This is a genomic window from Geitlerinema sp. PCC 7407 (assembly GCF_000317045.1).
In the GTDB taxonomy this organism is placed as follows: domain Bacteria; phylum Cyanobacteriota; class Cyanobacteriia; order PCC-7407; family PCC-7407; genus PCC-7407.
The window spans coordinates 2,553,080-2,567,510 of the sequence record NC_019703.1; the positions used below are offsets into that span (position 1 = coordinate 2,553,080).

11 protein-coding genes are annotated in these 14,431 nt (G+C 64.0%); 6 read left to right on the plus strand and 5 right to left on the minus strand.

Features of this window, described 5'->3' with window-relative positions; all coding sequences use genetic code 11:
• Positions 1–7: 7 nt before the first annotated feature.
• The 4 genes from GEI7407_RS10455 (at position 8) to rppB (ending at position 5,740) form a co-directional block, all read left to right on the plus strand.
• On the plus strand, positions 8–3,133 hold the full coding sequence (locus GEI7407_RS10455) for a CusA/CzcA family heavy metal efflux RND transporter (protein WP_015172124.1): 3,126 nt from the start codon (positions 8–10) through the stop codon (positions 3,131–3,133).
• 70 nt (positions 3,134–3,203) lie between these two features.
• Entirely contained in the window at positions 3,204–3,689 is a 486-nt protein-coding gene (locus GEI7407_RS10460; protein WP_041268927.1) for a hypothetical protein, read from the plus strand.
• 19 nt (positions 3,690–3,708) lie between these two features.
• Complete coding sequence (rppA, locus tag GEI7407_RS10465) at positions 3,709–4,407, plus strand: two-component system response regulator RppA (protein WP_015172126.1); 699 nt, start codon at positions 3,709–3,711, stop codon at positions 4,405–4,407.
• Positions 4,394–5,740, plus strand: a complete 1,347-nt coding sequence (gene rppB / locus GEI7407_RS10470; RefSeq protein ID WP_015172127.1) for a two-component system sensor histidine kinase RppB — start codon at positions 4,394–4,396, stop codon at positions 5,738–5,740. The genes rppA and rppB overlap by 14 nt, the downstream gene beginning before the upstream one ends.
• Here the strand turns inward: rppB and GEI7407_RS10475 are convergent, their stop codons facing one another.
• Positions 5,741–6,895: a CIA30 family protein gene (locus GEI7407_RS10475; protein ID WP_015172128.1), complete on the minus strand. Its 1,155-nt coding sequence runs from the start codon at positions 6,893–6,895 to the stop codon at positions 5,741–5,743.
• A gap of 180 nt (positions 6,896–7,075) precedes the next feature.
• On the opposite strand from GEI7407_RS10475, the gene GEI7407_RS10480 reads away from it, so the two are divergent.
• Positions 7,076–7,972: a lysophospholipid acyltransferase family protein gene (locus GEI7407_RS10480; protein ID WP_015172129.1), complete on the plus strand. Its 897-nt coding sequence runs from the start codon at positions 7,076–7,078 to the stop codon at positions 7,970–7,972.
• Here GEI7407_RS10480 and GEI7407_RS10485 read toward each other — a convergent pair.
• The 3 genes from GEI7407_RS10485 to GEI7407_RS10495 all read right to left on the minus strand — a co-directional run bounded on the left by GEI7407_RS10485 (position 7,969) and on the right by GEI7407_RS10495 (position 12,630).
• Positions 7,969–11,016: a tetratricopeptide repeat protein gene (locus GEI7407_RS10485; protein WP_015172130.1), complete on the minus strand. Its 3,048-nt coding sequence runs from the start codon at positions 11,014–11,016 to the stop codon at positions 7,969–7,971. The genes GEI7407_RS10480 and GEI7407_RS10485 overlap by 4 nt on opposite strands.
• 349 nt (positions 11,017–11,365) lie before the next feature.
• Complete coding sequence (locus tag GEI7407_RS10490) at positions 11,366–11,611, minus strand: hypothetical protein (protein ID WP_015172131.1); 246 nt, start codon at positions 11,609–11,611, stop codon at positions 11,366–11,368.
• A 110-nt stretch (positions 11,612–11,721) separates the two neighbouring features.
• Complete coding sequence (locus GEI7407_RS10495; protein WP_015172132.1) at positions 11,722–12,630, minus strand: phosphodiester glycosidase family protein; 909 nt, start codon at positions 12,628–12,630, stop codon at positions 11,722–11,724.
• Between GEI7407_RS10495 and GEI7407_RS10500 the strand changes: the two genes are divergently transcribed.
• Positions 12,604–13,434 carry a pentapeptide repeat-containing protein gene (locus tag GEI7407_RS10500; protein WP_015172133.1) on the plus strand — a complete coding sequence of 277 codons (831 nt, stop codon included), beginning with the start codon at positions 12,604–12,606 and terminating at the stop codon, positions 13,432–13,434. The two genes, GEI7407_RS10495 and GEI7407_RS10500, sit on opposite strands and share 27 nt — an antisense overlap.
• Positions 13,435–13,522: 88 nt before the next feature.
• Here the strand turns inward: GEI7407_RS10500 and GEI7407_RS10505 are convergent, their stop codons facing one another.
• Entirely contained in the window at positions 13,523–14,344 is an 822-nt protein-coding gene (locus GEI7407_RS10505; protein WP_015172134.1) for a tetratricopeptide repeat protein, read from the minus strand.
• Positions 14,345–14,431 lie beyond the last annotated feature (87 nt).

Genomic DNA, 14,431 nt, shown 5'->3' on the forward strand with positions numbered 1-14,431 from the left:
AACCGCAATGCTCAACACCCTTCTGAAGTGGTCCATCCTTCAGCGCTGGCTGGTGGTCATCGGGGCGATCGTCGTCACGCTGCTGGGCTTTTATTCCCTACAGCGCATGCCCCTGGACGTTTTCCCCGACTTTGCGCCGCCCCAAGTGGAGATCCAGACCGAAGCGCCGGGCTTTGCCCCGGAGGAGGTGGAGTCTCTGGTCACCTTGCCCATCGAGAGCGCTGTCAATGGCACTCCCGGCGTCGAAACCGTGCGCTCGAGCTCGGCGGTCGGCCTGTCTGTCGTCAAGGTGATTTTTCGGTGGGGCACCGACGTCTATCAGGCCCGCCAGCTGGTCACCGAGCGCTTGCAGGAGGCCCGCGAAAAGCTGCCTGAGGGCGTCGCGCCGCCCCTCTTGTCACCCGTCTCCTCCCCCATCGGCACTATTTTGCAGTACGCCTTCACCGCCGAGGAGACCTCGCTGATGACGGTGCGACGGATCGTGGACCGCGACATCACCAATCGCCTGCTGGCGGTGCCGGGGGTTTCCCAGGTGATCGCCTACGGCGGCGATGTGCAGCAGTATCAGGTCTTGGTCGATCCGGCGAAGCTCGTGGCCTTCGATGTGTCCTTGCAAGAGGTCACGGAGGCCGCCGCCGGCGCAAACGTGAACGCGGCTGGCGGCTTTTTGACCGGGCCGGACCAGGAGCTGATTATTCGCGGCATTGGGCGGCTGGAGTCCCTCGACGATCTGGCCCAGTCGGCGGTGACGGCTCGCAATGGCGTGCCGGTACGCCTAGCCGATGTGGCCACGGTCACCCAGGGCGCTGCTTTGCCCCGGGGAGACGCGAGCTGGAATGGTCAGCGGGCGATCGCCGTCATGGTCAACAAGCAGCCCGACGCCGATACGCCCACCGTGACTCGGGCGGTCGAGGCGGCCATGGAAGCGCTAACGGCGAGTCTGCCTGAGGACGTCCAGGTCGCGGTCACCTTTCGCCAGAGCGACTTCATCGATGCGGCGATCGCCAATGTCCGCGACTCCCTGCGCGACGGCATCGTGATCGTGTCAGTGGTTTTGCTGCTGTTTCTGATGAATTGGCGCACCGCTTTGATCAGCCTGTGCGCGATCCCCTTATCGCTGCTGATCGGCCTGATGATTCTCAAGGCCTTTGGGCTGGGCATCAACACCATGACCCTGGGCGGTCTGGCGGTGGCGATCGGCTCGGTGGTGGACGACTCGATCGTGGACGTGGAGAACGCCTACCGGGGCCTGCGGCGCAACCAGCTTGCGGACAATCCCCTGCCGCCGGACCAGGTGGTCTACGACACCTCGGTGGAGGTGCGGGTCAGCGTCCTGTTTTCCACGGTGATTATTGGGGTGGTGTTTGCGCCGATCTTCACGCTGACGGGGATCGAGGGCCGGATTTTCGCCCCCATGGGTGTGGCCTACCTGGTGTCGATTTTCGCTTCGACCCTGGTGGCCCTCACCCTGTCTCCGGCCCTGTGCTCGATTTTGCTGACGCGGCGATCGCTGCCCACCGATGAAACCTGGGTCACCGCCCTGGCCCAGCGCCTCTACCGGCCCGCGCTGGGCTTAGCGGTGGGGCGGCCTTCCCTGATTCTGGCGATCGCCGGGGGCGCTCTGGTGGCGTCCCTGGTCCTGCTGCCCTCCCTGGGCCGCGTCTTTCTGCCCGAGTTCCAGGAGCGATCGCTGGTCAACGCCATGCTGCTGTATCCGGGCGTGTCTCTGGAGACCACCAACCGGGCGGGCCTAGCACTGCAAGCCGCCCTGAAAGACGATCCGCGCTTTAGCTCGGTCCAGCTCCGATCCGGGCGGGCACCGGGGGACGCGGACGCGGGCGGTGTGAACCTCGGGCACCTGGATGTGGAGCTGAGCGACGTCGGCATCGCCGACCGCGAAGGCAGCATTGCCAAGCTGCGGGCGGAGTTCGCCAAGCTGCCAGGGGTCGCTCCCAGCATCGGCGGCTTCATCAGCCACCGTATGGACGAAGTGCTCTCGGGGGTGCGCAGCGCGATCGCCGTCAAGATCTTCGGGCCGGAGCTGCCGGAGCTACGCCGCCTGGGCCAGAGCGTCCAGGCCGCCATGGCAGATCTCGAGGGCATCGTCGACCTTCAGCTCGAGCCCCAGGTACCCATCCGGCAGGTGCAAATCCAGTTCGAGCGAGACGCCGCCGCCCGCTACGGCCTCAGTGTCGGAGAGCTAGCGGAGGTGGTCGAGACCGCCCTCAATGGCCGCGTCGTCTCCCAGGTGCTCGAGGAGCAGCAGCTTTTTGACCTGGTCGTGTGGCTGGAGCCCGAGGCCCGCCGCGACCTGGACACCATCCGCAACCTGCTGGTGGACACGCCCGCCGGTCCCAAAATCCCCCTCGGCCAGCTCGCCCAGATCCGCTACGGCACCGGCCCCAACACGATCAACCGGGAAAATGTCTCGCGCCTGATCGTGGTGTCGGCCAACGTGGCGGGGCGCGATCTGGGGTCGGTGGTCGATGCGCTGCGCGATCGCCTCCAGAGCAGCATCAGCCTGCCGCCGGGCTACTTCATTCAGTACGGGGGGCAGTTCGAGTCGGAGCAGCGGGCCACCCAAAACCTGCTGCTCTTCGGCGGGATGGCGATCGCCGTGATTGGCGTCATGATGTACTTCGCCGTCAAATCAGTCCCGGCCACGATCATGATTCTGCTCAACCTGCCCCTGGCCATTGTGGGGGGCATTGTCTCCGTGGCGGTGGGGGGCGGCATTCTGTCGGTGGCCTCTCTGGTGGGCTTCATCACCCTGTTTGGGGTGGCCGTGCGCAATGGCCTGTTGCTCGTCGACAACTACAACAGCAAAATTGCCCAGGGCCTCTCCCTGCACGAGGTGATTACCGAAGGCTCCATGGAGCGGCTGGCGGCCATCTTGATGACGGCCCTGACCTCAGCCCTGGGCATGGCGCCCCTGGTGCTGGGCACGGGAGCCGGCAAGGAAATTTTGCAGCCCCTGGCGGTGGTCGTCTTGGGGGGCCTATTTACCTCAACGGCCCTCACGCTGCTGGTCCTGCCTGCTCTGTACGCGCGGTTTGGCCGCTGGCTGATGCCCCAGCGATCGACCGTTGAGATCGACACCCGCAGCGCCTCCGTGCCTGAGACCTCTTTTTAACCCCTTCGACTTGCCAGTTTTTTTGATGAGGATGTCTGTGATGCGAAACTTTGTGATGCCAAAATCCGGGATGGGCAAAACTGTTTTCAACGTCTCCTGGGCAGGGGCGATCGCCCTTCTGCTGGCGGCGTGCAGCAGCGCCCCCACCGCCTCGACCCCAGAGAGCGGCGCGGCCCCCGCGGCTCCCGAGGCCAGCGCGATCGCCTCTAGCCCCGCCCCCGACGACCACAGCCAGCCCCAGCACGGCGGCCAGGTCATCGAGTCCGGCCCCTACCACCTAGAGCTGGTGCCGCTGTCTGAGCCCGAGCAAATTCACCTCGATTTTTATCTCCAGCGCGGGGACACCCACGAGGCCATCCCCAACGCCACGGTCACCGCCGAGCTCCAGTTTCCCAACGGCTCCCAAAAATCCGTGCCCCTGACCTACGATGGCCAGGGAGCCCACTACGTCGCCGAGATTCCTGACGCCCCGCTGGGAGAGTACAAAGTCGCCATTCTGTCCGACGTTAACGGCGAAAAAGTCAACGGCCGCTTTAGCTTTAGCCATCGCCCCTAGGGAGCCCAGCCTCATCGGTATGCGGATTCTGCTTGTCGAAGATGAGCCCGACTTGGGGGAAGCCATTCAGAAGACGCTTCGCCGAGAAAAGTACATCGTGGACTGGACCCTCGATGGGGAAGAGGCTTGGCACTACCTCACCAACCCCTGGACCCAGTACACGCTGGCGATTTTTGATTGGCTGCTGCCGAATTTGTCGGGGCTGGCGCTGTGTGAGCAGCTGCGGGCGACGGGGAGCACGCTGCCGGTGCTGATGCTGACCGCCAAAGATGCCATGGCCGACAAGGTCCGCGGCCTGGATGCGGGGGCCGATGACTACCTGGTTAAACCTTTTGGTATGGCGGAGCTGCTGGCCCGGCTGCGGGCGCTTCAGCGGCGATCGCCCCAAATTCAGCCAGCGCGCATTCAGGTAGGCCAGCTCATCTTGGAGTACGGTAGCTCCACGGTCACTCTGCCCTCGCCCCAGGGGGAGCAGGTGATTCCGCTGACCTCCAAGGAGTTTCAGCTCCTGGAATATTTCCTGCGCCATCCCCAGCAGATTTTGACCCGCGATCAGCTGCTCAACCAGCTCTGGGACGTGGAAGCGGAAACCGTGAGCAACGTGGTGGCGGCCCAGGTGCGCCTGCTGCGCCGCAAGCTGGCGGAATATGGCTGCCCAACCCTGATCGAAACTGTCCATGGCCAGGGCTACCGCCTGATTCTCCATGAATCGCCATAGGCTGTTTCGCCGGACCTACTGGCGGCTGGCGGGGCTGTATACCGGCGTGATGGCGCTGATTTTGCTGGGCTGCGGCGTCACGCTGTACCACTGGCTGGCCTACGCTCGCCACCAGACCCTCGATCGCGAGATCGCGTCGGTGGCTGGCACCCTCCACGACAGCATCGAGCCTTTGCTGAAGCGGGCCGATCGCCTCGAACCCGAGATAATCGCGCTGGTGCCGGGGCTGTGCGTGGTGGCGGCGGGCTGCCCCCAGCCTGCGGCCATCGAGCGCATTCACATCTTGGGCACGGTGCCCCAAAAGGGGTACTACGTGCGATTTTTCGATCGTCAGGGCGCGCTGCTGGCGATCGCCGGTCTCACTCGCGAACAGCTGCCGGTCCAGACTCCCGACACTGGCTGGCAAATGCAGCGGTCCGCTGGGGGCGATCGCTACCGGCAGATGACGCTGCTGCTCAAGACGCGCACTGGCCGATCTTGGGGCTACATGGTTGTCGGCCGCAGCCTCGCTGAGGTTGAGCGAGACATTATCACCCTGCGCACTTGGCTGCTGCTGGGTCTGCCAGTGGGGCTGCTGCTGATCGGCAGCGCCAGCGTCTGGCTGGCGCGGGTGGCCATGCAGCCGGTGTATCGCTCCTACGAGCAGATTCAGCAGTTCACAGCCGATGCGGCCCATGAGCTGCGCACGCCCCTGGCCGCGATCCGCGCCACGGTGGAGTCGACGCTCCAGACCCCCGACCTTTCGGGGGAGAGCCGCAGCGCCCTCGAGACGGTCCAGCGCCAAAATCGACGCTTGGCGCTGCTGGTGCAGGATTTGCTTTTTCTATCGCGCCTGGATTTGCAGGGGCTGCCCGTCAAGGTAGAGCGGTGCCATCTGTCCGAGATTTTGGCTGATTTAGTAGAAGAATTTGCCGAAATGGCGATCGCCGCTGAGGTGGAGCTCCAGCTCCAGTCCCAGACTTCAGAGGCCGTGGTGATCGGCAGCGCCGATCAGCTCTATCGCCTGTTTACAAACCTGATCGTGAATGCCATTCAGTACACGCCGCCGGGGGGCCAGGTGACGGTCAGCCTCGAAACCCTCGACTCCTGCGCCCTGGTGCAGGTGCGCGATACGGGCATCGGCATCGCCCCGGAGAACCTGCCCCACATCTTCGATCGGTTCTATCGGGTGGGGGGCGATCGCTCCCGCAAAACCGGCGGCGCGGGCCTGGGGCTGGCGATCGCCCGCGCCATCACCGAGCTGCACCACGGCACTCTCCAGGTCCACAGCCAGCCCGCTCAGGGAGCCACCTTCAGCGTCCGGCTCCCCCTCGCCCCGGCCTTGGAGCCGTAACTATTCCGGTCGCCCTTTCAGCAGCTCAAGGCAGCGCTGGAGAGCTGCGTCGGGGTCGGCGGCGGGAACGAGGGTGCAGGGAATCGGGCTAGCCTGGGCGCAGTCTGCGATCGCGCTAGAAGGCTGAGCGGTCAAAACCAGGCAAGCAGCGGGGTGGGACGCCCGGTAAGCGGCGATCGCCTCGATTTCGAGCTGAAAGGCCCCCGGCGAAAAGTGCGGATTGAGGGCGCCGTCATACTCGAACTTGCTCAGCATCAGCTGAAAGGCCCGCACCCGATCGGCAGCAAGCGCCCCAAGCTGAGGCTGGGTTTTGGCCCGAAACACCGGCACCAGTTCCCGAAAGGGCAGACGCACCTCGCACCACTGGCCCGCCACCGTATCAAAGGACGCGCAGTAGGCCACGCTGTCCCAGCCGCCCTCGGTGCGCAGCATAAACTTGTAGCGCTGGCCGTCTCCCCGCACCCGCAGCGCCACGCCGTCGTAGGGCGACAGATTCAGGGGCGGCTCGAAGTTGCGGGTGCGCACCGACGCAAAGCCCCCCGAGTTGGCGGTGGACACGACCCCTGTGAAAAAGGCGGAATTCGGTCCCAGGCGCAGGCCGCTTTCGCTGACGCCGCCCATCACCACATCGTCGATCGCTCCCCAGGTCTCCGCCAGATTCCCCGTCGGCTGCCCAAAGTCAAACAGCGATCGCTGGGGCGTTTTGGGCGTCCAGTGGGTCAGCAGCGCCTGAAGAAAGGCCGGCGGCAACGCATCATCACAGACGATCACGTGATCCACCTGGGCCAGCAGGCTACTGGGCAAAGAGTCGGGATTGTGAAAATCCACCGGGATGGCCGTGACTCCCGCTGGCAGGGTGGGGGTCGGGGCCTGGTGGACTGAGATTAGCGATCGCACCTGGTAGCCCGCCGCCAGGGCGCTTTGGGCCAGGGCATGGCCCAGGGGCGTCGCGCCATTGAGCAGTAGCAGCACTTGAGAAGACGCAGTCATAGCAGAATCCGGAGCCAAATCATCAACAGACAAACGGGGGTGGGAGCGGCTGCCTAGCCACTGCTGAAACCAGTCCAGCTCGCTGAGCAGCGGAATCGCGCCAAAGTAGGCCATGGTCTTGAAAAAGCGGCCCAAATCCCAACGGGAAGAAGTCGACTGAGACATAGCAACATCGCACGGGGACTTTTGCTTGATCCTAGACAACTCCTGCCAGAAATTTTTTCTCGGGCCTGCGATCGCGATCGCCCAAAGCCCAGGCAACCGCCCCAGGCAAAGGGGGGCGAGATATTCCCTCAGCGCTGATAATGGCTTAGAAGCTCCTGTAGGCGTGTGCTGAGGAAATGTATGGCTGATGGTGTTGCAAAGATGGGATGGTCCCTGACGGAGCGCGATCCCCAGGTGATCGATCGGCTGATGCCCATTTGGGAATGGCTGTATCGTTACTATTTCCGGGTGGAGACCGACGGCTGGGAGCATGTTTCGTCCCAGGAGAAAGTGCTGCTTGTGGGCTCTCACAATGGCGGTCTGGCCGCGCCGGACATGTTCATGATGATGTATGACTGGTTTCGGCGCTTTGGTACGCGGCGTCCGGTCTATGGGCTGATGCACCCGACGGTGTGGCAGGTGGCGCCACCCGTGGCCCACTTCACCGAAAAGCTGGGCGCTGTAATGGCCCACCCCAAGATGGCGATCGCGGCCTTGCGCCAGGGGGCCAGCGTGCTGGTGTATCCGGGCGGACCGCAGGACGTCTTTCGGCCCCACAACGATCGCTTCAAGATTCACTTCGCCGATCGCCAAGGATTTATCAAGCTGGCGCTGCGGGAGCAGGTGCCCATTGTGCCGGCGATTTCGGTAGGGGCTCACGATACCCTGATCGTGCTGACGGACCTCTACGACTGGGCCAAACAGCTCCACGCCTGGGGCATGCCCTGGCTGTTTGATGTGGACCCCCAGGTGTTCCCGATTTATCTGGGGCTGCCCTGGGGGCTGTCGGTGGGGCCGCTGCCCAATATTCCGCTGCCGGTCCAGATCCGCACGCGGGTGTGCGCGCCGATCGTGTTTGAGCGCTACGGCCCGGAGGCCGCGCGCGATCGCGCCTACGTGGAGGCCTGCTACTGGCGGGTGCTGACCCAGATGCAAACCGAGCTCGATCGCCTGGTCATGGGCCTGCCGGGGCTGCCCGCTACGCCCGCCCAAAGCCCTGACCCGCAGGTCCCAGCGCCTCCAACCGCCGCAGTCTAGCCCTCGAGGAGCTGCCAGAAGCGATCGTCGTCCGCGATGGCGTCGAAGTCGGGGTCGTTGCGGACCTCTTCTCGGTAGCGCGGGTTGAGGGCGATCGCCTGGGAAAGGCTTTCGAGGGCCTGCTTCAGGCGGCCCTGGAGACCAAAGCAGGCGGCTTTGTTGTAGTGGGCGACGGCGTAGTCTGGTTGGATGGCCAGGGCCTGATCAAAGCAGGCGATCGCTTCGTCATCTTTCTCCTGCTTCACCAGCAAGTAGCCCTTGTAGTTCCAGGCCTTGTACAGATCCGGGTTCACGGTCAGGGCCTGCTCATAGGACGCGATGGCGTCGTCAAAACGCTCTAGAACCTCCAGCGCCAGTCCCCGGTTGAGCCAGGCCACCGCGTCTCCAGGGGTCACCTGGACCGCCTGATCAAAGGATTCAAAGGCTTCCTTGTGGCGCTGCATCTTGCCGAGGGCCACCCCCCGATCCACCCAGGCTTCGTGGTAGTCCGGCTTCAGCTCGACCGCTTTGTCAAAGGACGTGACCGCCTCTTCGAGCTGGCGCAGGCGGCCCAGGGCCATGCCCCGATTGAACCAGGCCCGCTCATTTTCGGGCTCCAGCTCGACCACCCGATTGAAGGCAGACAGAGCGCCTTCGTAGCGCCGCAGCTCCCGCAGGGCAAGGCCGCGCTGGAACCAGCAGCGGCTGTCCTCGGGCTCGGCCGCCAGGACTTGGTCCCAGCTCTCGATCGCGCCTTCGTACTGCTGGAGCTCCCAGAGGGCATCGCCGCGCTGCCGCCAAACCTCGGGCAGGTCCGATCGCACCGCCAGGGCCTGATCGTACTGGGCGATCGCCTCCTCGAAGCGGCCCTCCAGGAAGAGGGCGTCTGCCTCGGTGATGTGGTCGTCGGGCGTCAAGAACAGCTCTGGATGGTTGGTGCTCAGGCGCTCTAGGCGCTCCGACAACTCCTGAATCTGCTCCAGCACATTGGCCATGGCCTCAGCGGCGATCGCCGTGGGCGTGATGTCGGCCAGCTTGCCGAGGATTTCGGCTTTCTGGGCCTGGGCGTCTTCTTGGACCAGCTTCATCTGGTCGGCCAGGGTCTGCTCCAGCCGCTCAATGGTTTGCAGGGTCTCGTCTTTGCGGGCCTGCACCATGGTTTGCAGCTCGCCCAGCTGCTGGGTGGCTGCCGTCTCCAGGGTCTCTACTTGGTCCAGAGCAGCACTTTGGCGCTCGGTGAGCGATCGCTGCAGAGTCTCAAACTGGTTCGAAACTTCGGCTTTGAGGGTTTCGAGGCCCTGATAAATGCGATCGGCGCGGCCCTGCAGGTCGGCCTGGGTGGCGGCCAGCTTCTCGCGGTAGTCCGTCTCCAGCTGCTGGAGGCCGCTGAGAACGTCGCCTTGCTGCCCTTGCAGGGCTTCCCGCCAGCCCGCGATCTGGCCGGAAAATTCTGCTTGCAGATCGGCCAGGTGCTGGGAATGGGCCTCGCGCTGCTGGGCGATCGCCTCTCGATCCGCCTTCACTTGGTCGGCAAACTCCGCTGCGACCGTTTGCAGATGCTGAATCTGGGCCTCGCGCGCCTGGGCGATCGCCTCCCGATCCGCCGTCGCCTGCTCCGTGAGGGACTGACTGAGGGCCGCTAGGCTCCCCAGGACGCGGTTTTGCTCATCACTCGCCTTTTCGCGGGCCTGGGTCTCCAGCTCCGCCAGGGACGGCGCAAAACCAGCCTCCACTTCCCGCAGGCGCTGCACAGCGGCCTCGCGCGCCTCAAGAGCGCCGGTTTCGAGGCCGGACAGGTGCTGCTGATAGTCGGCCTGGGCCGTTTCGAGGCCAGACAACACCTCGCTCTGGCGGCCTTTTGCCTCCGTCTCCAGGGCGGCTAGGCGCGTCCCAAAGGCTGCCTCCGTCTGGGCCAGCGCCTCCAAGATCACGGCCTGCTGGCGCTCGACTTCCGCCTGCAACGTCGCCAGCTGGGGCGAGAAGTCATTGGCCAGGGTCTTGAGATGCTGAATCGTAGATGCGCGATCGCCCTCCGCGTCGCTGCGCAGGGTCTTCAGGTGCGCGCCAAAGGCCGCGGCGGCTTCAGCCAGCGATCGCACCGTGGCCTCTTTTTCTTGCACCACTTCGGTCCGCAGGGCCTCCACCGCTGGCCCGAAGTCGGTCCGCACCTGCTCCAGCTCCGCCAGGACCACCGTCCGCCGCTCCTGGGCCATGGCCGTCAGCGCCGCAATTTCGCTGCCAAAGCTCTCTTCGGCTGCCCGCAGCTTCTCTAGCAGGCTGGTTTTTTCTTCGATCGCTTCGTCTTGGAGATCCGACAGCTGGGGCCGGAAGTCCGAGGCCAGGGCCGTCACGCTGGCCAAAATGGTTTCTTTCTGGGCCTCTGCGTCCGCCTGGATGGCCCGCAACTTTTCTGCGAAGGCGGCTTCCCGCTCCGCGAGCGTAGCCTTCGCCGAGGCCAAGATTTCTTGCAGCGCCTCAATTTGGGCTTGCTTGGTGGACTGGACCTCCTGGACAACTAGCTCCAGGGTTTCGCGCTCCACCCCGACGACCTGCCGGAAAGCAGCCGATTCTTGATCCACCGCATCGGTGGCGGCTTCGGTTTCCCGCAGCATGGCCTGCAGCTCGGTGTTGGCGCTGGTAATTCGGTTTTCGAGGTCGTGCAGCTCGTTGAGGTGCGCTTTGACGATGTCGGTGACTTCGTGGATCACCGCTCGCCGCAGCAGGTACAGAGCCGCGATCGCAGCCGCCAGCAGCAGGGCCAGCACCCCCAGCATGATGTTAAACAGCGTGGTCGTCCGGCTAAAGGCCTGATTGGCCTGGGCCTGGACCTGGGCCTGGACTCGCTGCTCGTTGCGCAGACGCTCCAGCTCTTGGCGCTCGTCTCCCCCCAAGGCCGGGGCTTCGTCCACGGCTTCGGTAGTGGGCGCTTCGGTCTCCGGCGTCTCGGTGTCTTCGGTCTGAGCGCGTCCTACCCCCACCGACAGCCCAAACGATAGCAGGAAGGTCGAGAGAATCAGGCCGCTCCGCAGTGATAGGGCCGAAGCCGTGGATGGTTGACGCTTCATTCGCACTTCCTTGAACGCTGATGGACGGGGGGGAGGGCCAGCGGTGGCGATCGCCCCTAGGCCGCTCTACAGACAGCTAGTATGCCAGTTTTCCGCCGAATCGCGGGCGCGATCGCTGTCTCTACCAATCTACAAGATCCGTTGCCGTGCGCCGCTGACCCCGCAAAGCGGTTGGGAGATGGGCAAGGGGAGGGGCGATCGCAGCCAGCCATTTTCCCGCCCACAGCCAAAAGCCTCGCTCCAAAACTCGCTCAGAGAGAGGCTTTTCACTTTAGGAAGGCGCAATTTTCCAATCAGCAATATCTGGTTTAGCAATTTCCGGTGGAAAGTCCTGGCGCTGGGGTAAAGCCTACCAGTTGCTTTGCAGCTCATCTAGCGCTTTCAGCGCGCGCTGGGTCGTCTGGATCGCGCTGCGCCGAAACTCTTCCCAAGTGGCTTGCCCGGTGCCCGTGCTTGCAAAGGCTTTTTTCTGATCTCGCGGCCATTCGTAGTCCTGCCAGCGCTCTTCTTCGGAGCCCGGGATGCGGCCCGTTTGGTCGGCGTATTCCTGCACCATCGCGCTCATGGGACCAAAGTCGAAGATGTGAAAAATCATGGCCCTAACCCTCGCAGATTCTAGGGATAAATGCTCACTACCCTAAAGATGCCTCGCTTTTCGGCAAACTCATCAGGCAAAGGGCTAAACGATCCAGTTCTTGATAAGAGTTAATTATGTGAAACATGGGGCTGGGCGTAAAATCCCAGATGATTGGCGACGGGCCGCTCGCGGGTGGGCAGTTTGGTGTGATTGGGAGCGTTGAGGAGGGTGGGGCCGGTGGGCGTAGCTACTGCCAGGGTCGCGGAACCGCCGCCGTCGAGGTTGAGGGCGTCCGTCGCGCCCAGATCTTTGAGCACTTGGGCCAGATCTGCCAGGGTGATTCCTTCGCTGTAGCGGGGCTGCTGGTGATCGACGACCACGAGCCACAGGCGATCGCCTGCTGCGTTCAGGCCGGCGGCGGTGCGGGCGTAGCGTGTGCGGTCTTCAAGCTGGGACGCGATGCCCTGGGCCAGCAGGATCTCGTCCCCGGCGATCGCCTGCTGGGTCCCCGCTGGACAGTCTCCGTCTGGGGCGATCGCCCCGCGATGGCTAGGGTCAAAGCACAGAGCAGGCCAGCTCGGCTCGGGCGCGGAGTAGCGCACCCCATTGGACATTCCCAAACCCACCGCGTTGACGGCCTCTCCGGGGCGCGGTCGGTAGTCCCAAGGGGTCTCGGCCCGAAAGGGATAGAAAAAGTTGCCGTTGATCGCCACCTGCACGTCGAAGGTCTCAACAAAATCTCGGGTTGTGCGGGCCTGGAGCTCAGGCGTCCCTGGCTGTCCCGGGGTGACGAAGGGACGCACCCCCGCCGCTAAATCCACGGCTACAATGTGCATCACGACTGGCTGGGGCGCAGGCTGGATGCGGCGCTCGTAGCGGATTCCCTGAAACAGGTCCCGTTGTTGCGGGGTGACCTCGGGCCGCTGGAAGTGCAGGCCCCCGTATGCGATCAGGGGCAGGCTACCGGCGATCGCCCCGACCCAGCGCCACCGGTTATTTGCGTGCTGACCATGGCTGACTCTCGCGATTTTTCCCATCAAGACCTCCGCAACCGCTCCTTTCGGGGCCAGGATTTGTCCTTTGCCACTTTTACCCAGGCAGACCTGCGGGGCTGTGATTTCAGCCACGCCGATCTGCGCCACGCCGATTTTACTGGGGCGCGTCTGGGAACGACCGGGCGGCGGTGGCTGGGGGCGATCGCCCCGGTGATTGTTGCGACGAGCGTGATGGTGGCAGCCCTCGGCCCCATGATTTTTGGTGTCCTGGGCAGCGCTCCGGAAGCGCCTGCCGCCGCCTACGCCTCGGCGTTGTACAGCAGTCTGGCGATCGCTGGCCTGCCACCTGCCTTTTTGGGCAGTCAGTCGCCCCGCTGGCGACGAGTCTTGCTGGTCCTGTCGGGGGCGGCCTCCGGGGCGCTGCTGGGGTTCTTCCACGGCGGCAGCGCGGCGGACAACTCTCCCACAATGGCGATCGCCGGGGCCGTGGTGGGCGGACTGCTGGCGGGCGGCTGGACGAGCTATTCTGCTAGCCCCCTGACTCAAACAGTGGTGCTCACGGCCAGCACGCTCTGCGCCTACGGCCTCGCCTTTTTGCTGGGGTCGGGGGCGATCGCCCACCTGACCCCCCAGCTGGACGGCAACGCCCTCAGCTGGATGGTGGCGGCAGGGGTGGCCTTTTGGGCCAGCGTGCAGTCCTTCGGTCACCTTGGGACCGTGGTCAATCGGCGCGCGGCCACCTGTTTCTGGAAGGCCGATCTGGAGGGCGCTCAGCTACCGGACTTCGCCGCCGCAGATACCACAGAGGCCCGAGGAATTCCCCGGGCCTCTGCCAGCGATTCTTGACTGTTTGCTCACAATGGCTTTTATGTCGACCAATGCCATCTAGCAAATGCTGTGGCTGTCAATTCGCTCTCGCGCTTCGCTCTCGCACTTAGTTATCAGTTGAGGGCTGCGTTTGGCTCTGGGCCATGGTTTCCTGCATTTTCGGCGTGTCGAGGAACATCTTGGCCTGGTTGAGTAGCTTGGCGCCCCAGAGGTTCTCTTCTAGAAACTCCAGGTTGCCGTAGCGGCCATCGAGTTCGAGGGCGGTCTGGCCGAGGGTGAGGCCCTGATCGCGATCGCCCTTGGCGTAGAGCGCGACGGCGATCGCCAGTTGAGGCTCTGCCGCCTTGGGATCGAGGAGCACCGCTTCGCGCCACTGGGCGAGGGCACCCTCGACATTGCCCTGCTCGTACAGGACCAGGCCAATGTTATTGATGGCGGGCCAGAATTTGGCGTCTTCTTTGACCGCCCGCTCGTACTGGGCGATCGCCTTGGGAAACTGATTGAGCTTGTAGTAGGCGTTGCCGAGGTCAAACCAGCCGCCAGCGGTATCGGGCTTGAGTTTCAGGGCCGCCTCCAGATACTCAATGGTCTTGGAGTAATCTTCTTTTTGGAAGTAGGCCGAGCCCAGGGCAAACCACACCGCAGAGTCCTCGGGGTCGAGGGCGCGCGATCGCTCTAGGGCTTCAATACCCGCATCGTACTCGCTCTCTTCTAGATACAAGCTGCCCAGGAGCGCCCACACTTCGGCGTTTTGGGGGACTAGCTGGGTTGCCAGCTTGGCCCTCGGCACCGCCAACTCATACTGCTGGAACTGGGCCAGTTGGGCCGCCTCTTGGGCCAAAATGAGCCCCCGCTGCTCCAAGTCCGCAGAGTCTGGCTGGGCGGTGTGCGTGATCACGGCCTGCGCCAACACTGGGGAAACTGGCATCAGGCCCAGCAGCACAAGAAGGGGTAGAAAAGAGAGACGTTTGAACACAATACCGTTCCGTTTCAAGTACGAGGGGTTGTTCAGTCA